The organism is Pseudomonas baetica, from assembly GCF_051216495.1.
In the GTDB taxonomy this organism is placed as follows: domain Bacteria; phylum Pseudomonadota; class Gammaproteobacteria; order Pseudomonadales; family Pseudomonadaceae; genus Aquipseudomonas; species Aquipseudomonas baetica_B.
On the sequence record NZ_JBPKAM010000020.1, the window covers coordinates 46515 to 71043 of the forward strand.

A 24529-nucleotide genomic window follows, 5' to 3' on the forward strand; every position below is an offset into this window, starting at 1 on the left:
CGACATGCTCGATTCCAAACTGTTACGTAGCAACCTTCAGGACGTAGCGGACCGCCTGGCATCCCGTGGCTTTGCCCTGGATGTCGCGCGCATCGAAGCGCTGGAAGAACAGCGTAAGGAAGTCCAGACCGAAACTGAAAAGCTGCAGGCTGATCGCAACGCAATTTCCAAAAGCATTGGTCAGGCCAAGCAGCGTGGCGAAGACATCGCGCCGTTGATGGCTAATGTCGAAAACATGGGCAGCCAACTGAACAACGGAAAAATCGCGCTGGAAAAAATCCAGTCCGAGCTGGATTCGATCCTGCTGGGCATCCCGAACCTGCCGCACGAATCGGTGCCGATCGGTGACGACGAAGACGGCAACGTCGAAGTACGCCGTTGGGGCACGCCGACTGCCTTCGATTTCCCGGTTCAGGACCACGTTGCCCTGGGCGAGAAATTCGGCTGGCTGGATTTCGAAACCGCCGCCAAGCTGTCCGGCGCGCGTTTCGCCCTGCTGCGCGGCCCTATTGCCCGTCTGCACCGCGCCCTGGCGCAGTTCATGATCAACCTGCACGTCACCGAGCACGGCTACGAAGAGGCCTACACGCCTTATCTGGTTCAGGCCCCGGCGCTGCAAGGCACTGGCCAGCTGCCGAAGTTCGAGGAGGATCTGTTCAAGATCGCTCGCGAAGGTGAAGCCGATTTCTACCTGATCCCGACCGCTGAAGTGTCGCTGACCAACATCGTCGCCGGCGACATCGTCGATTCCAAGCTGCTGCCGATCAAGTTCGTCGCCCATACCCCGTGCTTCCGCAGTGAAGCCGGTGCATCGGGGCGCGACACCCGCGGCATGATTCGCCAGCACCAGTTCGACAAGGTGGAGATGGTCCAGATCGTCGACCCGTCGACCTCGATGGAGGCGCTGGAAGGCCTCACCGCCAACGCCGAGAAGGTTCTGCAATTGCTGGAACTGCCATACCGCACCATCGCACTGTGCACCGGCGACATGGGCTTCAGCGCGGTCAAGACCTACGACCTGGAAGTGTGGATTCCGAGCCAGGACAAGTACCGTGAAATTTCGTCGTGCTCCAACTGCGGCGACTTCCAGGCCCGCCGCATGCAGGCGCGTTTCCGTAACCCGGAAACCGGCAAACCGGAACTGGTGCACACCCTGAACGGCTCCGGCCTGGCGGTCGGCCGTACCCTGGTGGCGGTGCTGGAAAACTACCAGCAAGCCGACGGTTCGATCCGTGTGCCTGAGGTATTGAAGCCGTACATGGGTGGTCTCGAGGTCATCGGCTAAATGAAATATCTGCCGCTGTTCCATAACCTGCGCGGCAGTCGTGTGTTGGTCGTCGGTGGGGGGGAAATTGCCTTGCGCAAATCCCGCCTGCTGGCCGATGCCGGTGCGCTGCTGCGGGTGGTCGCACCTGAAATCGAACAGCAACTGCGCGAACTGGTTGCCGCCAGCGGTGGCGAGTGCCTGTTGCGTGGCTATGTCGAAACGGATCTGGATGGTTGCGGGCTGATCATTGCCGCCACCGATGACGAGTCGTTGAACGCACAGGTGTCCGCCGATGCCCATCGGCGTTGTGTGCCGGTCAACGTGGTCGATGCGCCTGCCCTGTGCAGCGTGATCTTCCCGGCGATCGTCGACCGTTCGCCATTGATCATTGCCGTGTCCAGCGGTGGCGACGCGCCGGTGCTGGCGCGCCTGATCCGCGCCAAGATCGAAACCTGGATTCCTTCCACCTACGGTCAACTGGCCGGGCTGGCGGCGCGTTTTCGCCATCAGGTGAAAAAACTGTTCCCGGATGTGCAGCAGCGTCGTGCCTTCTGGGAAGACGTGTTCCAGGGCCCGATTGCCGACCGGCAACTGGCCGGGCAGGGCGCCGAAGCCGAACGTTTGCTGCAGGCAAAAGTGGATGGCGAGGCACCGGTGGCGACGGGTGAGGTGTATCTGGTGGGTGCAGGACCCGGTGATCCGGACCTGCTGACCTTCCGTGCCTTGCGTCTGATGCAACAGGCCGATGTGGTGCTGTATGACCGCCTGGTGGCGCCGGCGATTCTCGAATTGTGCCGTCGCGATGCCGAGCGGGTGTACGTGGGCAAGCGTCGCGCCGATCACGCCGTGCCGCAGGATCAGATCAACCAGCAATTGGTCGACCTGGCAAAGGCGGGCAAACGCGTGGTGCGTTTGAAAGGCGGCGATCCGTTCATCTTCGGCCGTGGCGGCGAAGAGATCGAGGAATTGGCGGCTCAAGGCATCCCGTTCCAAGTGGTGCCGGGTATCACGGCTGCCAGCGGTTGCGCGGCTTATGCCGGGATTCCGCTGACCCACCGCGATTACGCGCAGTCGGTACGGTTTGTGACGGGGCACCTCAAGGACGGTTCCACCGATTTGCCATGGGCCGACCTGGTCGCGCCGGCGCAAACTTTGGTGTTCTACATGGGCTTGGTGGGCTTGCCGATCATCTGTGAACAGCTGATCCAGCATGGTCGCGCCGCGGATACCCCGGCGGCGTTGATCCAGCAGGGCACGACAGTCAATCAGCGGGTCTTTACCGGCACCCTGGCGGACCTGCCACAACTGGTGGCGGAGCATGAAGTGCATGCGCCGACGCTGGTGATTGTGGGTGAAGTGGTGCAACTGCGCGAGAAACTGGCGTGGTTTGAAGGGGCTCAGGGGCAGGTCTAGAAACCGTGTCGCCCCATTCGCGAGCAGGCTCGCTCCCACAGGGGATTTGTGAACGACACAAATCAATTGTGGGAGCGAGCCTGCTCGCGAAAGGGCCTTTAAAAATGCTGAGATCTCAGGCCCTGCGCCAAACCCCTTTGCCGCTCAACCGTTCCCGATCATGGGGCTGGGTGAAATCCTGCACCGGTCCTTTCGGCACAACACCCGTCGGGTTGATGGTCTTGTGGCTACCGTAGTAGTGGTTCTTGATGTGGGTGAAGTCCACGGTCTCGGCAATCCCCGGCCACTGATAAATTTCCCGTAGCCAGTTGGACAGATTCGGATAATCGGCGATTCGCCGCAGGTTGCACTTGAAGTGGCCGTGATACACCGCGTCGAAGCGGATCAGCGTGGTGAACAGGCGGATATCCGCTTCGGTCAGGTATTCGCCCGTCAGGTAGCGGTTAGCGCCCAGCAGTTGCTCCAGATAGTCCAGCTCGGCAAACACGTCATCGAATGCGGCTTCATAAGCCTGCTGCGAGGTGGCAAAACCGGCGCGGTATACGCCATTGTTCACCGCCGGATAAATCCGTTCGTTCAGCGCGTCGATTTCGCTACGCAGCGGTGCCGGATAGAAATCCAGGTCATTGCCGGTCAAATCATCGAAGGCGCTGTTGAACATGCGGATGATTTCCGCCGATTCATTATTGACGATGCGTTTTTGCTGTTTGTCCCACAGCACCGGCACCGTGACGCGACCGGTGTAGTCGGCGGTATCGGCGGTGTAGCGTTGGTGCAAGAAATCCAGATGATCGAGTGCGTCGCCGGTGGAGCCCAGTGCCTTGTCGAAGGTCCAGCCGTTTTCCAGCATCAGCCAACTGACCACCGACACGTCGATCAGGCTTTCCAGGCCCTTGAGTTTGCGCAGGATCAGCGTGCGATGCGCCCATGGACAGGCCAGGGATACATAGAGGTGATAGAGACCGGCTTCGGCGGCAAAGCCACCGATACCGCTCGGGCCGGGTTGGCCGTCAACGGTGACCCAGTGGCGACGCTGTGCCTGCTCACGCTGGAATGCGCCGTCCTTGCCGCTTTCGTACCACTTGTCCTGCCATTGACCTTCGACTAACAAACCCATGTCCGAGACTCCTCAACCGATAAACGTTGGAGAAGAGTCTAGTCCGATGAGTTCGATAAAAAAGCGCAAAGATTGCAGGGTCATTATCGATTAAATCGATTTATCTCGCGCATCCCAGTAGCGTTGGGCGGTTTCGAAGGCCTGCTCGCGGGGTTGACCCAGGCCGCGCAAGGCCAGGGCCATGGTCGAGATCAGGGCCATTTGCGGATAACTGTCGACCACATCGCCGCGCCAAACAGCCTTAAGGTGCTCAGGTTCGAGGCTGGCCGGCTTGACGTGGCGCTGACTCGACAGCTGTGGCCATTCTTCGTCCCAGCTTTCGCCGCCGGTGGTGCCATACAGATGGCTGTCGGTGTCCGGGTTGATTTCGATCTCGCCGCCATCGCCCTTGACTACGATCGTCGTGTCGCCCAGCAGACCGCTGGCATCGCGATGCACAGCCTGATAGCCCGGATGGAAAATGCTTTGCAGGCCGCAACGGGCGCCCAACGGGTTGAGAATCCTCGCCAGGGAGTGGATCGGCGAGCGCAAGCCCAGGGTGTTGCGCAGGTCGATCATGCGTTGCAGTTGCGGTGCCCAATCCATTAGCGGCATGAAGGCCAGGCCGCCGTTGTCCAGCGCGGCGCCCACTTGTTGCCAGTTACGGCACAGGGGGATCTGCAATGCTTCGAGCAGTTGCTCGCTGTATAACCGACCCGCCGTGTGGGCACCGCCGCCGTGCATGAAAATCCGCACGCCGTTTTGCGCCAGGCACTTGGCCGCCAGCAGATACCACGGCAGGTGCCGCTTTTTGCCCGCGTAGGTCGGCCAGTCCAGGTCGACATTCAAGGCCGGTGCCTGCAAGCGTTCACGCAGGGCCTCGGTGAACCCGGCCATTTCCTCGGCGCTTTCTTCCTTGTGCCGCAACAGCATCAGGAATGCGCCGAGTTGGGTTTCTTCGACCTGTTCATCGAGCACCATGCCCATGGCCTGACGCGCCTCTTCGCGGGTCAGGTCGCGGGCGCCGCGCTTGCCTTTGCCGAGGATGCGCACGAACTGAGCGAAAGGGTGTTCGGCAGGCGTTTCGAGGGTCAACGCTGGGTAATCGGTCATAAGCAATTCGTCGGTTTGGGCAGACCCGCCAGTTTCGCGGCGAGTTTGGCGGGGGTGCCTTTGAACAGTCGGTTCAGGTGCAGGCTATTGCCCTTGTCCGGGCCGAGTTTCAATGCGGTGTATTTGATCAGTGGCCGGGTGGCCGGCGATAGCTGGAATTCGGCGTAGAAGCTGCGCAGCAGTTCGAGGATTTCCCAGTGCTCGGGGCTCAACTGGATGTCTTCGGCGGCCGCCAGGGCACTGGCGACGTCCGCGGACCAGTCGCTCAATTCGACCAGGAAGCCGTCCTTGTCCAACTCGATGGCGCGCGCGCCGACAGTCATTACATTCATAACCAACTGTTGACCTTGTCGTGGTGGATCGAAAGCTCGACGAAGGCTGGATAATCGATGGCCTCGGCCCAGTCTGGCACCGCGATGGCCCGGGCCTGGGCATCTTCGGCCAGGACGTAGAGTTTCAAGTCGCGAGCATTGAGCGCCATGAACGGCGCGGTGCCCGGCTGCAAGGCGTAGGCCGCGTCACCGGACAGCAGCAGCGCATCGTCGGCGCCGATCAGGCGCAGGCAAGTGTCCAGGCGATCGTCGCCGAACGGGGAATGAGACAACACATGCAAAGTCGACATCAGAGGGTGATCACCTGGTCGTAACGGTCAATGAGTGCGGTGATTTCAGGGGTAGCCAGCACGCGGGCGTCTTCCAGTGCCAGGGCGCTTGGGTCCAGGCCACGCTGCGCCACGCTGTCGGCACAGGCAAACAGTTCTTCGACGCCAAACATCGGCAAGGCCTGCAAGTTGGCGCTCAGGTCTTTCTGTTGCAGGGCCTTGGCGTCCTGTTTCGCGACCAGCTGGAACACGCCGTCATCGAGAAACAGCAGGCCGAGCGGCAGATCGAAGGCACCGCCGGCCAATACGATATCCAGCGCTTCCCGCGCACCGGGTCCAGACCACGGCGCCTGACGGCTGATGATCAACATGGATTTAGCCATCTCACGCGCCTCCGAAACAGATCAGGCGGTCGGCATCCTGCGCCGCGTCATGCAATTGACCGAGACCGGACAGTTCCCACGGCGTGCCCACGGCGACAGCCTCACGCTGATAGCGCTTGGCCTCTTCCTCGTTCAACACGCCACGGCGCAGGGCCGCGGCGATGCACACCACACCGTCCAATTGATGTTCGCTGACGAAGGCGCGCCATTGCTTGGGCACGTCCAGCTCATCCTGAGGCGTGACCAGGCTGGTGGACGCGTTGTAGACGCCGTCCTGGTAGAAAAACAGCCGGGCAATTTCATGCCCACCGGCCAACGCGGCCTGGGCGAACAGCAAGGCGCGGCGCGAGGAGGGCGCATGGGCGGCGCTAAAAACGGCGATGGCAAACTTCATGACGGACTCGATCAGCGAAACTGCGGCCATGATAAAGCTTTATCGGCGGGGCGGCGATGAAGACCGAGTCGCGGCATTCGCGAGCAGGCTCGCTCCCACAAGGGTTTTGCAGTGGAATTCAATACAATGCACCACACAAAATCCCTGTGGGAGCGAGCCTGCTCGCGAAAGTGGAGTCACTGGCTCAGTGTTATTTGCCCAGTCCATACAGTTCGCAATACTCCAGCCAATCCATCCCCGCCATCTCGGCCACTTCCCGGTGCACTTCCAGGCGCTGGGCCTCATATTCCTCGGGCGAGGCGGCAGTCAGCTTCAGTGTCAGCTCCCAGGCAAACAACCCCAGGCGCTCAGCCTCAGCCTCGAAGGCTTCATGCAAGCGTTCGTCGCGAAACTGCGCGAGGGTTTCGCCCTTGGCCTGGGCGAGCAGGGGGTTGAGGTGGTCGAGTTCGTGGCGCAGTTCGGGGCGCTCATCAAGGAACCGCTTCAACGCCAGTTCATGATGTTGTTCAGGTGCAGCCATGGTCGCTCCTTCGAAGGATGTATTGCAGTAAAGCAGAACGATACGCGCTGCCACAGTGATACAGTCCGCTTTTTCCCGATGAGCGAATGCAATGCGAATTCTGATGGTGGCGCTGGCCGTGACAATGCTGGCCGGGTGTGCAGGCTCGGTGATGAGCGACGCCCGCAGCAAACCCCCGTACAAGACCCTCAACTCGGACAAACCGGCAAAAGACGTGGCCCAGTGCGTGCAGTTTTCCTGGCAGGACGAAGCGGTATTCGGGGTCGATGCCAGCGGCTATCTGCAACCTGGCGAGAAGGGTGGCACGACCGTGTACACCCGTTCGGCGGAGTCTTTCGTGGACGTAACCACCGATGCCTCGGGCACCGTGTTGAGCTACTACGCGCAGCATGACGACTTCGTCGCCAAGCGCCGGTTGGCGGCACTCGCTACCTGCCTGTGATCCTGTAGGAGCGAGCATGCTCGCGATGGTCGTCAACGATAACGCTGGCAGCCTGACGCCCCGCGGTTTCCTTGCGTTCATCGCGAGCATGCTCGCTCCTACAGGGGGTGGATGTGATCAGTAAACCAGGCGTTTCTGGAAAAAGAAGTGCTTGAAACCCGGCGGGTAGTCGGCGATGTGCCCGATCTCGCTGTATCCGCATTTCCTGTAGAACGCCGGCGCCTGGAATTCGAAGGTATCGAGCCACAACCCGACGCATTTTCTCTCCCGCGCCAGGTCCTCGGCCATCTGCATGAGCTTGGTGCCCATGCCCTGTCCCCGGGCCTGTTCCGGGACTGACAGCAAGTCGATGAACAGCCACTGATAAAACAGCCGGGCGTAGAGACCGCCGAGGATCTCGTCGTTATCGTCGCGTATCAACAAGGCAACGTGCTCGGGTATGGCGCCGTCGGCCTTCGAGGCGTTATAGGCGCGCAGTGGCCGCAGGATGGCTTGGCGTTCTTCTTCCGTGGGGGTTGGCGAGAACTCGATTCTCAAGGTCATGGCGATATCCTTATGGCAGTGAAACCGCAGCCTATCGTGGTCAACGTCAATCTTCCACACCGCCATTGCGAGTGGAACCGTCGTCACGGCACCGCTGTCTAGCCTCAAGAAGCGTCATTTCAGAACGCTGCCTGTGAGGACATGCCGTGAATATTTTCGAAGCCTTGCGTGAAAGCCACGAGCGCCAACGTACCTATGCCAAAGCGCTGATCAAAACCAGTGGCGACACCCCGGAGCGGGTGGAGGCCTATAAACAGCTCAAGTTCGAACTCCAGGCCCATGCCACCGCTGAAGAGCGGCATTTCTACATCCCGCTGATGGAATTCGATAACGGCGTCGACCTCAGCCGCCATGCCATCGCTGAGCATCACGAAATGGATGAAATGATGGAGGAACTGGATGAGACCGAGATGTCCAGCCCGGCCTGGCTGGTGACCGCGAAGAAACTGTCCGAAAAGGTCCACCACCACCTCGAGGAAGAAGAGCAGAAGTTCTTCCAGATGGCCGGCAAGCTGCTCGACGACAAGCAAAAAGAGACGTTGGCGGGCCAGTACGAGAAGGAGTACAAGGCGCAGCTTGCTTGAAGGCGCGGATGCCGGGTGTTTTCACCTAAGATGTACATCCATTGAAAAAACAGGACGCGTTTTCATGTCGAACACAGCCGAGCGGGTCAACATCCTCGAATCCCGGGTGTTGTCCCACGACTGGTATTTGCTGAAGAAAATCACCTTCGATTACCTGCGCAACAACGGCGAATGGCAACGGCAGACCCGGGAGGTCTACGACCGTGGCAATGGCGCGGCGATTCTCCTGTACAACCGCGAAAGGAAAACCGTGGTGCTGACCCGGCAATTCCGGCTGCCGGTGTTCGTCAACGGCCATGACGGTTTGCTCATCGAAGTGGCGGCGGGGTTGCTCGAAGGTGCCGCGCCCGAAGAGCGCATCCGTGCCGAAGCGGAAGAGGAAACCGGTTACCGCGTGCATCATGTACAGAAGGTGTTCGAGGCCTACATGAGCCCGGGTTCGGTCACTGAAAAGTTGCACTTCTTTATCGCTGAATACGATGCGACGTCGAAGGTCAGTGACGGGGGTGGACTGGAGGAGGAAACCGAGGAGCTGGAAGTATTGGAATGGTCGTTCGATAAGGCGCTTGAAGCGTTCGAGCGCGGGGAAATCTGTGATGCGAAGACCATCATGTTGCTGCAGTTCGCCGTGATGAAAGGAATTTTTGCCGAGGCCTGAAGAGGCGTCGGTTCCGGTCGTCGCCAGTCAGTGGAAGATCCCGATATTCATTGCTATGCCTTATTCGTGGCAAGTATGAACTATCCGGTTCATTGAAAGTGTATGGTTTACACCAGCAGTACTGTCGCCCGTCTGCCACCTCAATAACCCAATAATGAGCAATAGCCTGCCTTTTGGTTCTGGCTGTCAGGTTAAAGGGCTCAGGAGGTGACAAATGGGACTTCCGCTCCCCGCGTCTTTTTGTGGGCACGGCACTTACATCTATGACGTTCCTTCTACCGTCCAGCGTTTCTCGAATGTTCAGGGCGTAGTCAGCGCGCTTCAGGACATGGGGATGGCGCATGCCTGGGTGCGCATCCATGGCACCAGTGCTTATAGCGCATCGTCGAAGAAAGTGATCGGGACATTGATTGATGCACTTCAGACGGCCGGCATCGCCGTCGCCGGTTGGGGATGGAATCAAGGCGTCTCACCCGCAACGGAGTCCAGGTTAGCAATCAAGGAATTACAGTTCTTTGGTTTGAAGGATTACATTGCAGACATCGAACATGGACACAACAACTCGAATTGGACCGCGGCTGAAATTGACGGTTATTGCAAGAGGGTCCGCGATGCGGTGACGGGAGGTTTTGGTGTAACCACGTTTGCACTGATCGACTGGCACGAGCCCCAATTGATGCGTGCAGCCTTGCCTCACGTCGATATGTTCAATCCGCAAATCTATTGGTTCAACTTCCCCAACGCCAAAATGCTCAGGCAGTTCAAGCGAAACAATGGCACTTCCTATGACGCGGCCAGTCCGTCGGCGTACGCCGAACTTTGTCTGGATAACTGGATAAAGCTGATGGGCGCTACACCTCGCAAACTTGTAATGACCGGGCAGAGTTATTGGGGTGAGGCAAGTTTCAGCAAAGAAGAGGCGGAAAAGAAACTGGATAAGTTCCTGGCTTCATTTTCAGGCTTTGATCGAGTGGCCGGGTTGAACTGGTGGCATGCCGGCGGTTCAAGTGGCATGAGTCCTCGTATGTTCGATGCGATAAAAGCCGCCAGGTTGGGTAATAAGACGTATCAGGCACCCAACCTTTGATGATCCCCGACAGGAGGGTAAGCAAATGCCTATTACAGGAACAGGTTGGGAAATGCACATCATCAGGCAATCCGAACAGCGTCGATCGAGTGATGGCAAGCGCAGGACAGTGGGGACCTATCAGGTTTTCCACGACGGACAAAAACAGACCGGGCCTGGTCTTTCGGGGATGGTGGCGGAAACCCGTGGTCCTGGCGACAACTCAATGCCAGGAAACAATCGAAGAGTAGAGGTTGGACGGTATCCTTTGGCAACGCAGGACGGCGTCAAGTACGTGACCTTCGGTTATAAGGATTCCAATAGCGTCAGTGCCAAACCAAGGCCTGGAATTGAACTGAAGGAAACGGAATCGCGCTCGGAAATACTGATTCATCCGGGTATCGGTTTTCTTTCCAGTATTGGTTGTATAAATCCTTGTACTTCTTTACCCGATGCTGACGAGATGATCGACTTCGCTCCGAGCCGCAGGCGCGTCATTGCGATCATCGAAGATTTGAAGGGGTTCCTGGGCACTGATTTTCCATCGAAGAACGGCAAGAAAATTCCAAAGGCGTTCGTCGTCATAGAGGGAGAACCCACATTTCCGTGATCGGGTTTGTCGAGTGGCCGGTTCAGTCCCACAAGTCTCCCGTCTTGATCGAGCCTGACCACTCGCCCCCCTCCAGCTTCAGCAACAACGCCTTCGCCTCCAGCCCGCCGGCAAAACCGGTGAGCTTTCCTGATGCCCCAATCACCCGATGACACGGCGCAATGATCGAAATCGGGTTCCTGCCATTCGCCGCACCCACGGCTCGCACTGCGCTCGGGTTGCCGATCTGTTCGGCGATCTGGCTGTAGCTGCGGGTTTCGCCGAACGGGATGGTCAGCAACGCGGCCCAGACCTGCTTCTGGAACGCTGTGCCGGCAAAGTCCAGTTCGAGTTCGAAACACTGGCGAGTGCCGGCGAAGTATTCGCGCAGCTGTTCGGCAGCGCGCACCAGAATCGGATTGTCCGGCGCTTCGCTCATCGGACCGAGGCGCACCCGGCCGGGTGTGTCGTTTTCCCAGAGGATGGCCGCGAGCAGCGAGCCGTTCGCCACCAGCTTCAACTCGCCGACCGGAGACGCCAGGGTGATGTACGTGTAAGTCATGTCGAGGGCGTGCCGAACTGTTGAACAAGCGTTAAGGATACTGCCTCGCCGGGGAGGCGCAATACGCAATCTTGACCATACTTCGTACTGCTCTTGAAGCGTTCCCTCTGTTTTGACAGAGCCCTAAAACAAAAAGAGACCGACTCATGAAGTACGAACCTTTTGCCAGATCGCTGATAGCGACTTCATTGGCCCTCAGCTGCCTGACTGCCCATGCGGCTTCCGTGGCCCCGGTCGCCGGGGAAAACGGCATGGTGGTCACTGCTCAGCATCTGGCCAGTCATGTGGGCGTGGATGTGCTCAAGAACGGCGGCAACGCCGTGGATGCCGCCGTCGCGGTGGGTTACGCGCTGGCGGTGGTTTATCCCGCGGCAGGCAACCTGGGTGGCGGCGGTTTCATGACGATCCAGCTCGCGGACGGGCGCAAGACGTTCCTCGATTTCCGCGAAAAAGCGCCGCTTGCCGCCACCGCCAACATGTACCTCGACAAGGAGGGCAATGTCGTTCCGGAATTGAGCACCCGTGGCCATCTGGCCGTCGGTGTGCCCGGCACCGTTTCGGGCATGGAGCTCGCGTTGTCGAAGTACGGCACCAAACCGCGCAAGGAAGTGATCGCCCCGGCCATCGAACTCGCTGAAGACGGTTTCGAGCTGGATCAGGGTGATGTCGATTTGCTGAATGAAGGCACCGTCATGTTCAAGAAGGACATGAAGGATTCCGGCTCGATCTTCCTCAGCAACGGCGAGCCGATGCAGGTCGGGCAGAAACTGGTGCAGAAAGACCTTGCCAAGACCCTGCGGGAAATTTCCGAGAAGGGGGCCGACGGTTTCTATAAAGGCTGGGTGGCCGACGCCATCGTCACCTCCAGCCAGGCCAACAAGGGCATCATCACCCAGGCTGACCTCGACAAGTACAAGACCCGAGAACTGGCGCCGATCGAATGCGATTACCGTGGCTACCACGTGGTCTCGGCACCACCGCCCAGCTCCGGTGGTGTGGTGATCTGCCAGATCATGAATATCCTTGAAGGCTATCCGATGAAGGATTTGGGCTATCACTCGGCCCAGGGCATGCACTACCAGATCGAAGCCATGCGTCACGCCTATGTCGACCGCAACAGTTACCTGGGCGATCCGGATTTCGTGAAAAACCCGATCGCCCATCTGCTCGACAAAAACTATGCGACCAAGCTGCGCGAAGCCATCCAGCCGCAAAAGGCCGGCAATTCCAAGGAACTCAAGCCCGGCGTGGCACCCCATGAAGGCAGCAACACCACCCATTACTCCATCGTCGACAAATGGTTGGTCGACCTAGAGGTGTTACAGATTTCTTGACCTCCCCACACACGGCTTTTATAGTCGCGGCCCCCCACCTCCCAGGCCGCTTTCGTGACAAGAAAATCAATAAAAATCAGATCTATACGACCTGCTCGGCGCTGCTCGAACGTTGCCGTTCTGAGACCTTTCGTTGATGGGGCTTGTCGTTGAAGCTGATATTTTCTACCGATAGTTTCGAGATCATGGGGCGGCCATATCCGAACTTTCCACTCATCCTCAATGCAAACATGCATGTTGTTCCAGAGTCTTTTGAGTTTTTGATTGATGAGTGCATTAAACGTGGGCGAGTGCAAAGTGAAGGTAGTTGGGAAGTCTATGGAGCAGCAATCTATGATTTTCTAGCTTTCTGTGAGGCTAACGAAATCAATTGGATGGATAATACTGATCGGGATAATCCGGTTCTTGCCGTATATAGGGATTGGAGTATTACTGAATGTGGTCTTTCTCCGCGAACGGTGAATGCAAGATTAAGAATTATAATTAAGCTTTACAAATTTGCCCTCAGGAGAAGATGGGTTGACTCGCTCCCTTACAGACTCGAAGAAATCAGAGTTCATCAGCCGAAAGGTTTTCTTGCGCATACCGATACGACCGGTGGATATAAAATGTCCCCAGACGTTTTGGCGAAAACCCAAAAGACTAAAATCGGTGTTCTAACTCATGCTCAAGTGAGTGTGCTTTTATCCTCAATAACAAATCGCGAGCATCTTCTTATTACTCGCTTAGCTCTTGCGACAGGTCTGCGCAAGCAAGAGTTGTTGACGTTTCCTGTTAAGTATATACGAAACCCTTCAGAGTTCACTGGGTCTAAATATCATGTGCGAGTAAATCTCGATCCAAGCGAGATGTCGTTAAAAGGTAATAAACCTCGTGGGATTGATGTTCCAGCTACATTGATGTCGGATCTTTGGAAATACGTCCAACTAGAAAGAGGGAAGCGCTCATCAATAAGCGGTGCGCACCAGTCGATATTGTTCCTGAATTCAAGCGGCCTTCCCTGGAGTAGCAATGGTAGGGGGCTGAATAAGATTTACAAAGACCTCGGACTTCCTTTTGATGTTCGTCCTCATATACTGCGCCATACCTACGCCACGCACTCTCTATATTTACTTCGAAAGCTTAAATGCAGCTTTGATCCGTTGATGTATATCAGAGACCGAATGGGGCATGCGAGTCTTTCTACTACTGAGCAATATTTGCACTATCTGGATATCCTCGATAGCGACGTTATGGACGAGTTTCAAAGTGAACTTGATGAAATGTGTAGAGGAATTGCTCGGTGAGTAAGGCAAAGAATTTTAAAATACAAAGCGCTTCAATTCAGAGTGCCCTTGCAGGTAGCCAGACAGCATCCACGCGACCGGAATTTCCTCCGTCGAAAACCTTTATCGAGTTTCCTGAAAGTACATCGAGTCAGAGAGTCTTCGATTTTTCCCCTTATTACAATAAGGGATTTGATGAAATAGTGTTTAATTTTCAGATTACAATAGAAGAATTTCTAGCATCAGCTATTTCAAGTAATCAGTCTGTGATATCGGTGGGGACGGTTATCGGTTATTGCAATGGAGGGGCTAATAAGTTTTTTGCGTTTTGCGAAAGTTGGCTGTCGGCGACGTCAAGTCAGCAATTAAACCTGGCTAGCATCGATAGCAGCTTCATCGCTTTATTCAAGAAGTATCTGGAGCCACTGTACTCTTATGGTGGTCAGCGAACGGTGTATTTTAGACTTAAGTCCGTGCTGCTGGGTATTAAAGGTGTCGATTTCAAGTCGATACTGCCAAAGAATCCATACCCCAATATCAAAAAAAGAACAAAGCCTGAAAAAGCTTACTCGAATGGTGAACGAAAGCGGCTTGTACAAGCGCTATCTACCGAAATTCATAGGATCAAGAGTGAATCCGGGCCACTCTCTGCGACTGACCTGTCCAACTGTGTATTGTGGTTGTCGACTTGCACCGGCATCAATACACAACCGCTTTTAGAATTGCGGGTTGACGCCTTGCAGCCGCACTTATTTCATCCTCATAAACGGTTGCTGGTAACCTTCAAAAGGCGAGGTAAGAATACTCACATCACTACGCTTCGCGGAAGCAGTGATATTGAGAGTATTCAGGAAATGGCGCCACGTGTAGATGCAATTTTTAAGATGATTGAAAGTAGGAATCGCTCTCTTCGTTTGGCAAGTTCCTACCCTGATTCGCTATTCATTTTCCTTCAGAGCACGAACAAAGAGGCAGAGCCCACTCGCTTAGGCGCTGGGCCATTGACGTACGCGTCCAAGTTGCTTGTTAGCACACATGACTTGCGAAGCGATGATGGATCTCCACTATCGGTCAACGTATCGAAACTCAGGAAGACATTTGTAAATCGGGTGTTCGAGTTGTCTGGCTATGATCCTGTGGTTGCTGCGGCTTTGGCTGGGCACACGATCCAGGTTAGCGATGACCACTATCTGGCCCCTCCGCCTGATGCGGAGCAACAGCATGCATTCATGGGCGAGATACGAAACCAGGAGCTGCTTTCCACCCCGGTCGACCGCACGTCCGTAGCCAGCTGCCGAGACAACATCAAGGGGCACCGGGCACCCAAGAATGGCAGCCCATGCCTAGAAGTTTTTGGGTGTTTCAAATGTGAAAGCTTTGTTGTGACAGGCGATGATTTATACAAGCTTTTCAGCTTTTACTACTATGTATTTTCAATGAGAAAAGAAATTGGAGCTAAACGTTGGAAACAGCAGTATGCATATATTGTGCGAGTAATTGATCGAGATATCGCTCCGAAATTTGAGAGCAAGATCATAGAAGAGGCTAAGTTTAAGGCTGTAAGCGATCCACATCCAATGTGGCGATTGAAAGCTAATGATGTTGCATTATTGGATGTTGAGGAAGTTTGATGTTAGCCATTGCTGATCCACGCATTTCGAACCACGAGAGCGCCAGACAAGCATTTGTCGATAGCGACTTTTCGCGAGTGGTATTCTCCTTTGCACAAACACCTTCTGGAAATTGGCTTGTACAGAGCCGGTTCGAAGATGATGTTTGGATAATTCCTGACGCTTACTTTCCTTCGAACGTTGCATCATCTTTCAAAAAGCTCGACTTTCTGCGGTTTCCTGTACAGTTTCGCCATATAATGAAAATTTGTGTTCTGAAATATTTTCTTTTTGGCATTTTTAATCAGGGGGCGCCAAGGGGGAACACAATCGTTCAGTTTTACGTAGGGGCACTTTCTTTTCTCACCTACATCTCAAAGCATACAACTACACTCCAGCATATCAATCCAATGCTGTTTTCAAACTACGTGAAAGATTGCAAGTCTCTTGCTGGTCGAAAATCTGAGAAGTTGTCTGTAGATGCCTTGAGGTTAAGGTTCATTGCTGTGCAAACGCTGCATCAGTTGAGTCAAGATACGATTGACCCTATGGCACACCCCTGGCCCGATTCTTCAGCAGCGACTCTCGCGGGAAAGAATGGCACAGCTTGGTATCTCAAGGGAAAGACTCCCGTCATACCCGATGAAATACTTGCACCACTTTTTCAAAGTGCGGTGAAGGATATCGAGCGCGCCGACGAATTATTGAGTCTCCGAGCGGGGTGTGACGAGATACTCAATAGGCGAGCATCTAAAAATAACTCTAATCTTTACACGACTCCTTACCTAGATAGTATGGGGTTCAGCGGTGGTCGTAGGCAATTAAATAAAGATCTCAGAAGGGCCTACGCAGCTTGTGCGATCATTATTTTGATGACGAGTGGGGTTAGAAATCATGAGTTGCTTTCTATAGAAAAAGGCTGCTCTTCAACTACGCTTGATGACGACGGAAACACAATTCACTGGATGAGTGGTAGGTCGGAAAAGACGTATGAAGGTAACACTGAGTGGATAGTTACCGAGGTGACAAGGCATGCTATTGATGTAGCCACTCGTATCTCAGAGCCTCTTCGTGTGGCCCTCGAAAACGACCTCAAGAAGCGATTGCGTGATAACCCCGAATGCACCGAGGCCTGGCAACTTGATGCATACAAGGATGCGGTGTTTCTTGGTCGAGATCTCGCTACAGGTAAAATCCAGACAATTTCCAGTGGTCATTTGGGGTCGTTGATCAATAAATACTGCCAACGTCTGGGGCTGACGTGGCAGTTCTCTCCGCACCAGTTTAGACGAACTTTTGCCGTATACGTCGTCCGAAGTGCCAATGGTGATATCCGATATTTGAAGAAGCACTTCAAGCACTGGACATTGGACATGACCGCTCTTTATGCATCGCACGAGGAGCGGGATTCGGAACTTTTAGATGAAGTCATGGCCGCATACAGTGAAGCTAAATATGAAATTCTTGATCACGTCTTGGACGAGTCAACACCCTTGAGCGGCGGGCTTGCTGAAGGCATTAGAAAATTGCGATCAACGCAAGTACAGACTTATGCCAGCCATTCCGAGATGGTTAAAACAGTTTCTGACTCAGTGTTCATCCGCTCGACCTCTGTCGCATGGTGTACGAATGATCTGGGCAACTGTGTAGGTGGATCAGGTGCTGAATCTACACGTTGTGGGGATTGTGTGAACTCTCTGATTGACGATACAAAGATGCCAATATGGCAGGGTATTTATTCTCAACAGCTAGAATTGATCAAATTGACCGATATTGGCGCATCTGGTATCGAACGGGTGAAAAGAGATATGGCTCGTTGCGTGAAGGTTCTATCTGATCTTGGCGCTCCGGTTGGGGGTGAATGTTGAGTACTGTAAAAGAAGTGCTATCAAAAGGAGAGCTTACTAGGAAGGCGATACGATTGGCCATCTTAGCGATAACTAAGGGGCGCCCTAAAGTAATCGCTAAGGATCGGAAAATTTCGATAAAGGCGGTTGCAGATGAGGCTGGAGTCAGTAATGCCACAATCCACAATAATTATCCCGATCTAGCAGAGCAGATTCGGTTACTCGCTAATAAGGATGTCCGGTCGGAGCGGGACTCGACCAAGCAGGCCCTTGGAGAGCAGCGTAAGAAGGCTACTGAGCTGAGGGCGGAGATAGCCCAGCTCAAGGCAGAGCTCGCTGAGATCGCCTCTGTGAACGCCTCCCTGATGCTGCAAAACGAAAACCTCCGAGCTAGGCTCGGCAATCCGAATGTGGTCGACTTAAAAAAGCGGTAAATCCACGAAAAATGTTACAACCTCTGAAGCCCCATAAAATGGGGCTTGCAGCGTCATAACTGTGTTACAAGGTGTACCAAATAAATGGGGCAATGCGGTGTCGGTGACCTACACCCTGAATGACTGGTTCGGTGCCGGGGTCATGGCCAGCAAGACCGGGGTCATCCTCAACGACGAAATGGACGACTTCACCTCCAAGGTCGGTGTGCCGAACATGTACGGCCTGGTGCAGGGCGAGGCCAACGCCATCGCCCCCGGCAAGGCGCCGCTGTCGTCCATGAGCCCGACCATCGTCACCAAGGATGGCAAGGTGGTGATGGTCGTCGGCACGCCCGGTGGCAGCCGCATCATTACCGCGACCCTGCTGACCATGCTCAACGTGATCGACTACGGCATGAACATTCAGGAAGCGGTCGACGCGCCACGTTTCCACCAGCAATGGCTGCCGGAGGAAACCAACCTGGAGAACTTCACCACCAGCCCGGACACGGTGAAGCTTCTCGAAAGCTGGGGTCACAAATTTGCCGGTCCACAGGACGCTAATCACCTGGCGGCCATCCTTGTGGGAGCGCCATCGCTGGACGGCAAACCGGTGGGCAAGAACCGTTTCTACGGGGCCAACGATCCACGGCGCGGCACCGGGTTGTCGCTGGGTTACTGACGGTTGTGTTTGCAAGGGGACGGGCTTATGTTCGTCCCCTGATCCGTTGACTTCTCAAGGAAGGAACCATGTCCACCGCACTGTTAATCATCGACGTCCAACAGGCGCTGTGCTCCGGCGAATATGAGTGCTTCGAGATTGGCCGCATCATCGACACGATCAACGACCTGAGTGCCCGGGCGAGAAAAGCCGGGGTGCCGGTGGTGCTGATCCAGCATGAAGAAGAGGGCGATCTGTTGAAGCACGGCGCGCCAGGCTGGCAACTGGCCGAAGGGCTGCAAACCTCTGCCGACGATCATCGGGTACGCAAAACCACGGGCGATTCGTTCTATCAAACCAATCTGCAGCAGCTGGTGCCGGTGCAAAACGTCGAGCGACTGGTCATCTGCGGCCTGCAAACCGATTACTGCGTGAATGCAACACTGCGTCAGGCGCACCAGTTGGGCTATGACGTGGTGCTCGCTTCCGACGCGCACTCCACCGTCGATAACGGCAACACCCATGCCGAAGACATCATTGACGAGCACAACAAGGACTGGGAGGACCTGAGCAGTTCAGTGGCCCGGATCGATGTCATTCCGGCCAGCGAAATCCGTTTCTGAAATCTACGCATTCCCTGTAGGAGTCCAGCTCAAGTCGCAAACCTCAGTGCCTTGGGCGGGCTGACCACTTCCGGCATCACTCCGCCCAACACCAACCGGGTAATGGTCGCCGCCGCTTGCTGATAATCCCCATCATCCGGCGTCTCCCGGCCGGTGATATGCCCCATTTGCCAGCCAATATTGGTGTACGTGCGGGTGGCCGACCAGATGAACAGCATCAAATGTTCCGGGTCGACCGGCGCCAGCAAACCCCGTTCGATCCAACTGCGCAGGCATTCGACATTGCGCCGGGCCTCGGCGTACAGCAGGTCGCGGCATTCTTCGGGTAAATGCCTGGCCCCCAGCAGCAATTCACCGCTGAACACCTTGGCAATGTGCGGATGCTCGCGGGCAATGCGAATCCGCGCGGTGATGTAGGCGGGCAGCCCCACCAGCGGGTCATCGCTTTCGCGCAGCGCCGCCGACGCTTCCAGCAACGGCTCGACGAACCCGAGCAGCACCTTGGCGTAGAGGTTCTCCTTGCTGTGGAAGTAGTAATACAGGTTCGCCTTCGGCACGCCGGCGCGTGCTGCAATGTCGCGGGTCTGGGTGGCGTCGAATCCCTTGGCGGCAAACTCCGCGCTGGCGGCTTCCAGGATCAGCTGTTGGTTGTGTTGGCGAATGCGGCTCATGGGCAGGTCTTGGCGATTTGAGCTTCGCAATATACAAAACTATATAGCGTGTGAGCCAGCGCTGAAGATAAGCGGTGCCCAGAAAAATCCGCGTTCAAGGTGAACCGAAGATATCGATCAGTTCGTTCAGAAAGGCACTGACCAAATCCCGCTGCCGCGCCGAGTGCCGCACCGCCGCGTGGAATCCGACCTCATAGCGCAGCAGATCAGGATTCAATGGATGCAGTTGCCCCAGCTGTTCATGCCGGGCAGCGTAGTGTTGCGGCAGAAACCCCAGGTGTTGGCCGGACAGAATCAGCAGGGCCGCGCCGTCCATGCTGTCGGTGAGCACGGTCAGGCGTTCGATAGACGTTGGCGCCGGCATTTCCGGCAGAGGGTGGCTCGGCCAGACCCAGTCGTAGTGGCTGACATCTTCCCGGGTCAGCTCGCCCACTTGCTCGAACAAGGGGTGTGACGGTGCGCAGTAGGCGATCTGGGTTTCCTGGAACAGCGGGAAGTAGTCGATGTTGGGCAAGCGGTGCCAGAAATAGCCGATGGCCAGGTCGATATGGCCGTTGATGATTTTCTCCTCCAGCAGCGACGACGACAGTTCGGTGAATTGGAAGTACAGACCCTCGTGCCGGGCTCGCAGGCGTGCAATTGCCAAACCGATTTTCTTGTTCGCCACCGGGTCAATTTGCCCGAGCAGGCCGATGTTGATGTTGCCCGAGACCTTGCGATTGATGTGTTGGACTTCGACCCGAAAACCCTCGGCCGCCGCCAGCAAACGTCTGGCTGCGTCAACGAACTGGCCACCCTTGGGGGTCACCGAAAAGCCGCCGCGACCGCGTTCGCACAGGCGAAAACCCACCCGCGCTTCCAGCGTCGCCAATTGCGCGCTGATGGTCGGTTGCGTGGTGTTCAGAGCGGTTTGCGCCGCCGAGATCCCGCCGGCCTCGACGACCGTGAGAAATACCCGGATCAAGCGCAGATCCAGCTCCGTTACAGTTCCCAGCATGGGGGCTCCTGGCAATCGATTACATAGATAGCGATCTATGTTAACAGTGTGCTTGCGATATTTTATCGCTCGGATCAACGCCCTACATTGCAGGCAAAGCAGGGGCCTGGCCAGTCTTTCCGGAGGTTATCCGGCGCGGAGCGGGCCACTGCATTCACAACAAGAACAATCAACTGCATAGGAACCATCGTATGTCAGGGTCCCCACTTTCTGCGCGCGCCGCCGAAGCCGGCAGCGGGTTGGCCATCGAAGGCCACTCGATCGATTACATCCCGGAGAACGAGCGTCACGCCAAACTCAGCAGCCAAGGGCCATTCTGGTTTCTCGGCAACTTCCACTTTTTCACCATTTCCATCGGTTTCGTCGGCCCGAGCCTCGGTCTGTCGGCACTGTGGACCATGCTCGCCGGTGCACTGGGCATCATGTTCGGCACCATCTTCATGGCATTCCACGGCTCCCAGGGCCCGGAAATGGGCTTGCCGCAAATGATCCAGTCCCGCGCCCAGTTCGGTTATCGCGGGGTGATCCTGGCATTGATGGCGACGATGTTTGTGTTCGTTGGCTTCAACGTGGTGAACATCTCCCTGATCATGAATGGCCTGGAACATGTGTTCGGCGTTGACCCGACCATCGTGGCGGTGGTCGTGGTGCTGATCGGCGCGCTGCTCTCGATCTACGGCCATGACCTGATGCACAAAGCCTTCAAGTGGGCGCTGCTGGCGACCTTGCCGTTGTACGCGCTGGTGACCATCGCCCTGATGTTCGGCGCGGGGTCCGAAGGCGTGACCCCGGCGACCGACCTGGGCTTCAGCTGGATTGCCTTCGCCACGCTGTTTGCGATTGGCGCCAGCTACAACATTTCCTATGCGCCTTATGTGTCCGACTATTCCCGTTACCTGCCGAAAAACACCAGCCGAGCGAAACTGATCGCGGCGGTGTTCATCGGCGCCTCGTTGTCGGGCAGCTGGATGATCGGCCTCGGTGCCTGGCTGGCCCAGCAACTGAAAGCGGCGGATGCGCTGGTGGCGTTGAACCAGGTCGGCTCTTCGATGATGCCGGGGCTGGGTAATTTGCTGGTGGTGATCTCGGTCGCGGGCTTTCTGCCGATCATCGCACTCAACACCTACAGCGCCATGCTGACCCTGCTGACCGGTGTGGATTCGATCAAGAAAATCAACCCGACCTCCCGTGCCCGGGTGCTGTCGATCAGCGTGATCAGCCTCATCCTGTTGACTTGCGTACTGTCGATCAAGGGCGACGGCATCGCGCTGTTGAACACTTTCCTGGTCTTGCTGCTGTATTTCCTCGTGCCATGGACCGCCGTGAATTTGGTGGACTACTTCTTCGTGCGCAAAGGTCGCTACGCGATTCCGCATTTTTTCACGCCCAAGGGCATCTACGGCGCCTGGCAATTTCGCGGCATCGTCGCCTACCTGATCGGCTTTGCCGCCATGGTGCCGTTCTTCTACATCTACGATGCCGCGGCGGGCAAGGAAGTGTTCGTCGGACCTTTGGCGCGTGTTCTTGAAGGCGTCGACATTGCGTGGCTGGTGGGTTTGGTGGTGTCTGGCCTGACCTACTACATCCTCAGTCGTTCGCTGGATCTGGCTGCCGAGCGCCGGGTCATCGACTCGATCACCGAACACGACATTGTCGCCATGACCCATCAATCCACGGAGACGGTGCGTTGAACACTGCAAAAAACACGGTGGTTGCCTGCTGCCAACTGGCACCGAAAATCGGCGACCTGGCTTACAACCGCACCCTGACCGAACGCGCGATCCGCTCGGCGGCCTTGCAAGGCGCCCAGGTCGTGGTACTGCCGGAGCTGGTGCAAAGCGGCTATCTGTTTACTGGCCGCGAAGAAGCATTGGCCTTGAGCGAAACCGAGGATGGTCCGACCTTGCGTCTGTGGCAGGCATTGGCCCGGGAACTGAACCTGATCATTGTTGGCGGCTTTTGCGAACGCCTGGTGGACGATCAATTGGCCAACAGCGCAGCGCTGATCGATGCCCAGGGGGTGCGTGCGGTGTACCGCAAGGCGCATCTGTGGGATGCCGAGAAGGACATTTTCACGGCCGGTGATGCCGCGCCGCCGGTGATTGAAACGGTCCACGGGCGCATCGGCATGTTGATCTGCTACGACCTGGAGTTCCCCGAATGGGTGCGACTTCCGGCGTTGGCCGGTGCCGATCTGCTGTGCGCGCCGGTCAACTGGCCCGATGGCCCGCGACCGCAAACCGAACGCCCGGCGGAGGTCCTGCGCGTGCAGGCCAACGCCTCGGTAAACCGCCTGTTCATCGCTGCCTGTGACCGTTACGGCCATGAGCGCGGTGTGAGTTGGGTACAAGGCTCGGTGATTGTCGATGCCGATGGTTATCCGTTGGCCGGGCCGGCGGAGCAGGGCGGCGAGCAGATTCTGCTGGCCACGCTGAACCTTGCCGAGGCCCGTAATAAACGCATCAGCGAGCGCAATGACTTGCACCAGGATCGACGGCCGCAGTTGTATGGCTTGAAGAGTCCTGTGCGGTGACGCTCGTCGGGGCACTAACAAATCGAACCCCGGCAGTTGTACTCGCTCCCACAATAGATGAGTGTGAACAAGAAACATCCGCAATAGCGTCTACACTCGGTGATACGGCAATCACCGAGAAGACGGACGCACGGATTATGTGGTTTTTTCGTCCGACTGCAGTGGAAGGGTGTTGGCTAGAAAGGGACGGGTCATTAGTATCCGCGGCGTTCTCTTAACCAACCGACAACGCTCCACTACCGGGCAGCCGTTCATGGATGTACTCGCACCGCTCTACCAATACCTGTTCAGGTGGGTGATCGCACCTGTCAGCGACCAGTTCCTCGGTCTTTTCGATCTCAATGGCCGCCTCTGCGTGGCCTTTCTGTTGACCTCTTACGCCGTTGCCTATGGCCTGTTCCGCTTCAGAAGGTCCCGTGGGCTGACCGACGCACCCACGTTCTGGCAATTCATCGGCGGCAACCGTGTGCATCTCCATCCTTCGGCGCTGCTCGATTACCGCTACTACTTTGTGCGCGCGATCCTGAAAGTCATGCTGGTGGTGCCCATCGTCGGCCTGGTTGATCCGTACGTGCTGCGCTCCGGGGATTACGTGCGTTTTTTCACTCAGCTCTGGGGTGCACGGGTTCAGGTTGAAGAGCACCTTGGGCTGTCCCTGCTCTACGGGCTGGGGGTGTTTTTGTTGCAGGACTTCCTCCATTACTGGGCCCACCGTGCCTACCATTCCCGTTACTTGTGGGCGTTCCATAAGGTCCATCACTCGGCACCGGTGCTGGTCCCGGCCACGGCCAGCCGGTTGCACTTTGTGGAGAAGATGATTGAGCGGTTGATCGATCTTGTTTTCGTCAGTGCCTTTGCCGGCTTCTTCTGGTATGCCTGTGGCGGGGAGATCAGCCGTTACACGTTGTTCGGGGTGACCTACATCGTGTTCATCCTCAACGCGCTGGCCGCCAACCTGCGGCACAGCCATGTCTGGTTGTCGTTCGGGCCGGTGGTCGAGCATGTGCTGAACAGCCCGGCCCAGCATCAGGTTCACCACAGCGACGCCCCCCGGCACTTCAACAAGAATTTCGGCGTCAACCTGTCACTCTGGGACTGGATGTTTGGCACGCTGTACGTCACGCAGTCGCATCCCGAGGCCATTCGCTTTGGCACCGGTGAAGCGGAGGATCAGGGGCGTTACCTGACGCTCTACAGCCTGATCGTGACGCCCTTTGTCGACACCGTTCGCAAAATTCGCTTGGCGAAACGCCCGTCCAGGGTTTCAGGCAATAGTCACGTCACCTGTGGGAGCGAGCCTGCTCGCGAAGAGGGCGGCACATCCAGCATCAAGGTGACTGACAC

The 24529-nt window shown here is 56.5% G+C and carries 26 protein-coding genes and 2 pseudogenes; 17 read left to right on the forward strand and 11 right to left on the reverse strand.

The window, feature by feature from the left end; genetic code table 11:
- The first annotated feature begins 4 nt into the window (after window positions 1-4).
- Window positions 5-1285 (forward strand): serine--tRNA ligase, encoded by a 1281-nt coding sequence (gene serS, locus ACSFE6_RS10195; RefSeq protein ID WP_435427480.1) that lies wholly within the window; start codon window positions 5-7, stop codon window positions 1283-1285.
- Complete coding sequence (gene cysG / locus ACSFE6_RS10200; protein ID WP_435427481.1) at window positions 1286-2680, forward strand: siroheme synthase CysG; 1395 nt, start codon at window positions 1286-1288, stop codon at window positions 2678-2680. It abuts the gene before it with no gap.
- A gap of 115 nt (window positions 2681-2795) precedes the next feature.
- Here cysG and ACSFE6_RS10205 read toward each other — a convergent pair whose 3' ends face one another.
- From ACSFE6_RS10205 to ACSFE6_RS10235, 7 genes are all read right to left on the reverse strand, one after another.
- Window positions 2796-3797 (reverse strand): glutathione S-transferase family protein, encoded by a 1002-nt coding sequence (locus ACSFE6_RS10205; RefSeq protein ID WP_435427482.1) that lies wholly within the window; start codon window positions 3795-3797, stop codon window positions 2796-2798.
- A 90-nt stretch (window positions 3798-3887) separates the two neighbouring features.
- Entirely contained in the window at window positions 3888-4889 is a 1002-nt protein-coding gene (locus tag ACSFE6_RS10210; protein ID WP_435427483.1) for a glycosyl transferase family protein, read from the reverse strand.
- On the reverse strand, window positions 4886-5221 hold the full coding sequence (locus ACSFE6_RS10215) for a TusE/DsrC/DsvC family sulfur relay protein (protein ID WP_435427484.1): 336 nt from the start codon (window positions 5219-5221) through the stop codon (window positions 4886-4888). Before ACSFE6_RS10215 ends, ACSFE6_RS10210 begins: the two co-directional genes overlap by 4 nt.
- Window positions 5218-5511: a sulfurtransferase complex subunit TusB gene (gene tusB, locus ACSFE6_RS10220; RefSeq protein ID WP_435427485.1), complete on the reverse strand. Its 294-nt coding sequence runs from the start codon at window positions 5509-5511 to the stop codon at window positions 5218-5220. Before tusB ends, ACSFE6_RS10215 begins: the two co-directional genes overlap by 4 nt.
- A complete protein-coding gene (gene tusC / locus ACSFE6_RS10225) occupies window positions 5511-5873 on the reverse strand; it encodes a sulfurtransferase complex subunit TusC (RefSeq protein ID WP_435427486.1) in 363 nt (120 codons plus the stop codon). Before tusC ends, tusB begins: the two co-directional genes overlap by 1 nt.
- A gap of 1 nt (window position 5874) precedes the next feature.
- Entirely contained in the window at window positions 5875-6267 is a 393-nt protein-coding gene (gene tusD, locus ACSFE6_RS10230) for a sulfurtransferase complex subunit TusD (RefSeq protein WP_435427487.1), read from the reverse strand.
- A 190-nt stretch (window positions 6268-6457) separates the two neighbouring features.
- Window positions 6458-6787: a DUF6388 family protein gene (locus ACSFE6_RS10235; protein WP_435427488.1), complete on the reverse strand. Its 330-nt coding sequence runs from the start codon at window positions 6785-6787 to the stop codon at window positions 6458-6460.
- Window positions 6788-6878: 91 nt separating this feature from the next.
- Between ACSFE6_RS10235 and ACSFE6_RS10240 the strand changes: the two genes are divergently transcribed.
- On the forward strand, window positions 6879-7229 hold the full coding sequence (locus ACSFE6_RS10240) for a hypothetical protein (protein ID WP_435427489.1): 351 nt from the start codon (window positions 6879-6881) through the stop codon (window positions 7227-7229).
- Window positions 7230-7346: 117 nt separating this feature from the next.
- Here ACSFE6_RS10240 and ACSFE6_RS10245 read toward each other — a convergent pair whose 3' ends face one another.
- A complete protein-coding gene (locus tag ACSFE6_RS10245; RefSeq protein ID WP_435427490.1) occupies window positions 7347-7772 on the reverse strand; it encodes a GNAT family N-acetyltransferase in 426 nt (141 codons plus the stop codon).
- A 146-nt stretch (window positions 7773-7918) separates the two neighbouring features.
- On the opposite strand from ACSFE6_RS10245, the gene ACSFE6_RS10250 reads away from it, so the two are divergent.
- From ACSFE6_RS10250 to ACSFE6_RS10265, 4 genes are all read left to right on the forward strand, one after another.
- Window positions 7919-8356 (forward strand): hemerythrin domain-containing protein, encoded by a 438-nt coding sequence (locus ACSFE6_RS10250; protein ID WP_435427491.1) that lies wholly within the window; start codon window positions 7919-7921, stop codon window positions 8354-8356.
- 64 nt (window positions 8357-8420) lie between these two features.
- Window positions 8421-9014: an NUDIX domain-containing protein gene (locus ACSFE6_RS10255; protein ID WP_435427492.1), complete on the forward strand. Its 594-nt coding sequence runs from the start codon at window positions 8421-8423 to the stop codon at window positions 9012-9014.
- Between the two features lie 214 nt (window positions 9015-9228).
- Entirely contained in the window at window positions 9229-10101 is an 873-nt protein-coding gene (locus tag ACSFE6_RS10260) for a hypothetical protein (protein ID WP_435427493.1), read from the forward strand.
- Window positions 10102-10126: 25 nt separating this feature from the next.
- The gene (locus tag ACSFE6_RS10265) at window positions 10127-10690 is read left to right on the forward strand and encodes a hypothetical protein (RefSeq protein WP_435427494.1); all 564 of its coding nucleotides are present in this window, start codon (window positions 10127-10129) and stop codon (window positions 10688-10690) included.
- Window positions 10691-10712: 22 nt separating this feature from the next.
- Here the strand turns inward: ACSFE6_RS10265 and ACSFE6_RS10270 are convergent, their stop codons facing one another.
- Window positions 10713-11231 (reverse strand): methylated-DNA--[protein]-cysteine S-methyltransferase, encoded by a 519-nt coding sequence (locus ACSFE6_RS10270; RefSeq protein WP_435427495.1) that lies wholly within the window; start codon window positions 11229-11231, stop codon window positions 10713-10715.
- Between the two features lie 146 nt (window positions 11232-11377).
- Here ACSFE6_RS10270 and ggt point away from each other — a divergent pair.
- The 7 genes and pseudogenes from ggt to ACSFE6_RS10305 all read left to right on the forward strand — a co-directional run.
- Window positions 11378-12532: pseudogene (ggt, locus tag ACSFE6_RS10275) on the forward strand (gamma-glutamyltransferase); the annotation flags it as partial.
- 182 nt (window positions 12533-12714) lie between these two features.
- Window positions 12715-13851: a tyrosine-type recombinase/integrase gene (locus ACSFE6_RS10280; protein ID WP_435427496.1), complete on the forward strand. Its 1137-nt coding sequence runs from the start codon at window positions 12715-12717 to the stop codon at window positions 13849-13851.
- Window positions 13848-15461, forward strand: coding sequence for a hypothetical protein (locus ACSFE6_RS10285; protein WP_435427497.1), 1614 nt, complete (start codon window positions 13848-13850; stop codon window positions 15459-15461). Before ACSFE6_RS10280 ends, ACSFE6_RS10285 begins: the two co-directional genes overlap by 4 nt.
- Window positions 15461-17308, forward strand: coding sequence for a tyrosine-type recombinase/integrase (locus tag ACSFE6_RS10290; RefSeq protein ID WP_435427498.1), 1848 nt, complete (start codon window positions 15461-15463; stop codon window positions 17306-17308). Before ACSFE6_RS10285 ends, ACSFE6_RS10290 begins: the two co-directional genes overlap by 1 nt.
- Window positions 17302-17721 (forward strand): TetR family transcriptional regulator, encoded by a 420-nt coding sequence (locus ACSFE6_RS10295; RefSeq protein WP_435427499.1) that lies wholly within the window; start codon window positions 17302-17304, stop codon window positions 17719-17721. Before ACSFE6_RS10290 ends, ACSFE6_RS10295 begins: the two co-directional genes overlap by 7 nt.
- Before the next feature lie 79 nt (window positions 17722-17800).
- Window positions 17801-18382: pseudogene (locus ACSFE6_RS10300) on the forward strand (gamma-glutamyltransferase); the annotation flags it as partial.
- Window positions 18383-18450: 68 nt separating this feature from the next.
- Window positions 18451-18984 (forward strand): cysteine hydrolase family protein, encoded by a 534-nt coding sequence (locus ACSFE6_RS10305; RefSeq protein ID WP_435427500.1) that lies wholly within the window; start codon window positions 18451-18453, stop codon window positions 18982-18984.
- A 29-nt stretch (window positions 18985-19013) separates the two neighbouring features.
- Here the strand turns inward: ACSFE6_RS10305 and ACSFE6_RS10310 are convergent, their stop codons facing one another.
- The gene (locus ACSFE6_RS10310; protein WP_435427501.1) at window positions 19014-19655 is read right to left on the reverse strand and encodes a TetR/AcrR family transcriptional regulator; all 642 of its coding nucleotides are present in this window, start codon (window positions 19653-19655) and stop codon (window positions 19014-19016) included.
- 94 nt (window positions 19656-19749) lie between these two features.
- Window positions 19750-20652: a LysR family transcriptional regulator gene (locus ACSFE6_RS10315; protein ID WP_435427502.1), complete on the reverse strand. Its 903-nt coding sequence runs from the start codon at window positions 20650-20652 to the stop codon at window positions 19750-19752.
- Between the two features lie 191 nt (window positions 20653-20843).
- Here ACSFE6_RS10315 and ACSFE6_RS10320 point away from each other — a divergent pair, with 191 nt between their 5' ends.
- The 3 genes from ACSFE6_RS10320 to ACSFE6_RS10330 all read left to right on the forward strand — a co-directional run.
- A complete protein-coding gene (locus ACSFE6_RS10320; protein ID WP_435427503.1) occupies window positions 20844-22343 on the forward strand; it encodes a purine-cytosine permease family protein in 1500 nt (499 codons plus the stop codon).
- Entirely contained in the window at window positions 22340-23185 is an 846-nt protein-coding gene (locus tag ACSFE6_RS10325; RefSeq protein ID WP_435427504.1) for a nitrilase family protein, read from the forward strand. Before ACSFE6_RS10320 ends, ACSFE6_RS10325 begins: the two co-directional genes overlap by 4 nt.
- A gap of 253 nt (window positions 23186-23438) precedes the next feature.
- A partial coding sequence (locus tag ACSFE6_RS10330) for a sterol desaturase family protein (protein WP_435427505.1) occupies window positions 23439-24529 on the forward strand: 1091 nt, incomplete at its 3' end.

Excerpts from the sequence above, each read along its gene's own strand:
- serS (WP_435427480.1), top strand. The coding sequence starts at position 5 with ATGCTCGATTCCAAACTGTTACGTAGCAACCTTCAGGACGTAGCGGAC.
- cysG (WP_435427481.1), top strand. The coding sequence starts at position 1,286 with ATGAAATATCTGCCGCTGTTCCATAACCTGCGCGGCAGTCGTGTGTTG.
- ACSFE6_RS10205 (WP_435427482.1), bottom strand. The coding sequence starts at position 3,797 with ATGGGTTTGTTAGTCGAAGGTCAATGGCAGGACAAGTGGTACGAAAGC.
- ACSFE6_RS10210 (WP_435427483.1), bottom strand. The coding sequence starts at position 4,889 with ATGACCGATTACCCAGCGTTGACCCTCGAAACGCCTGCCGAACACCCT.
- ACSFE6_RS10215 (WP_435427484.1), bottom strand. The coding sequence starts at position 5,221 with ATGAATGTAATGACTGTCGGCGCGCGCGCCATCGAGTTGGACAAGGAC.
- tusB (WP_435427485.1), bottom strand. The coding sequence starts at position 5,511 with ATGTCGACTTTGCATGTGTTGTCTCATTCCCCGTTCGGCGACGATCGC.
- tusC (WP_435427486.1), bottom strand. The coding sequence starts at position 5,873 with ATGGCTAAATCCATGTTGATCATCAGCCGTCAGGCGCCGTGGTCTGGA.
- tusD (WP_435427487.1), bottom strand. The coding sequence starts at position 6,267 with ATGAAGTTTGCCATCGCCGTTTTTAGCGCCGCCCATGCGCCCTCCTCG.
- ACSFE6_RS10235 (WP_435427488.1), bottom strand. The coding sequence starts at position 6,787 with ATGGCTGCACCTGAACAACATCATGAACTGGCGTTGAAGCGGTTCCTT.
- ACSFE6_RS10240 (WP_435427489.1), top strand. The coding sequence starts at position 6,879 with ATGCGAATTCTGATGGTGGCGCTGGCCGTGACAATGCTGGCCGGGTGT.
- ACSFE6_RS10245 (WP_435427490.1), bottom strand. The coding sequence starts at position 7,772 with ATGACCTTGAGAATCGAGTTCTCGCCAACCCCCACGGAAGAAGAACGC.
- ACSFE6_RS10255 (WP_435427492.1), top strand. The coding sequence starts at position 8,421 with ATGTCGAACACAGCCGAGCGGGTCAACATCCTCGAATCCCGGGTGTTG.
- ACSFE6_RS10260 (WP_435427493.1), top strand. The coding sequence starts at position 9,229 with ATGGGACTTCCGCTCCCCGCGTCTTTTTGTGGGCACGGCACTTACATC.
- ACSFE6_RS10265 (WP_435427494.1), top strand. The coding sequence starts at position 10,127 with ATGCCTATTACAGGAACAGGTTGGGAAATGCACATCATCAGGCAATCC.
- ACSFE6_RS10270 (WP_435427495.1), bottom strand. The coding sequence starts at position 11,231 with ATGACTTACACGTACATCACCCTGGCGTCTCCGGTCGGCGAGTTGAAG.
- ACSFE6_RS10290 (WP_435427498.1), top strand. The coding sequence starts at position 15,461 with ATGTTAGCCATTGCTGATCCACGCATTTCGAACCACGAGAGCGCCAGA.
- ACSFE6_RS10295 (WP_435427499.1), top strand. The coding sequence starts at position 17,302 with ATGTTGAGTACTGTAAAAGAAGTGCTATCAAAAGGAGAGCTTACTAGG.
- ACSFE6_RS10305 (WP_435427500.1), top strand. The coding sequence starts at position 18,451 with ATGTCCACCGCACTGTTAATCATCGACGTCCAACAGGCGCTGTGCTCC.
- ACSFE6_RS10310 (WP_435427501.1), bottom strand. The coding sequence starts at position 19,655 with ATGAGCCGCATTCGCCAACACAACCAACAGCTGATCCTGGAAGCCGCC.
- ACSFE6_RS10315 (WP_435427502.1), bottom strand. The coding sequence starts at position 20,652 with ATGCTGGGAACTGTAACGGAGCTGGATCTGCGCTTGATCCGGGTATTT.
- ACSFE6_RS10320 (WP_435427503.1), top strand. The coding sequence starts at position 20,844 with ATGTCAGGGTCCCCACTTTCTGCGCGCGCCGCCGAAGCCGGCAGCGGG.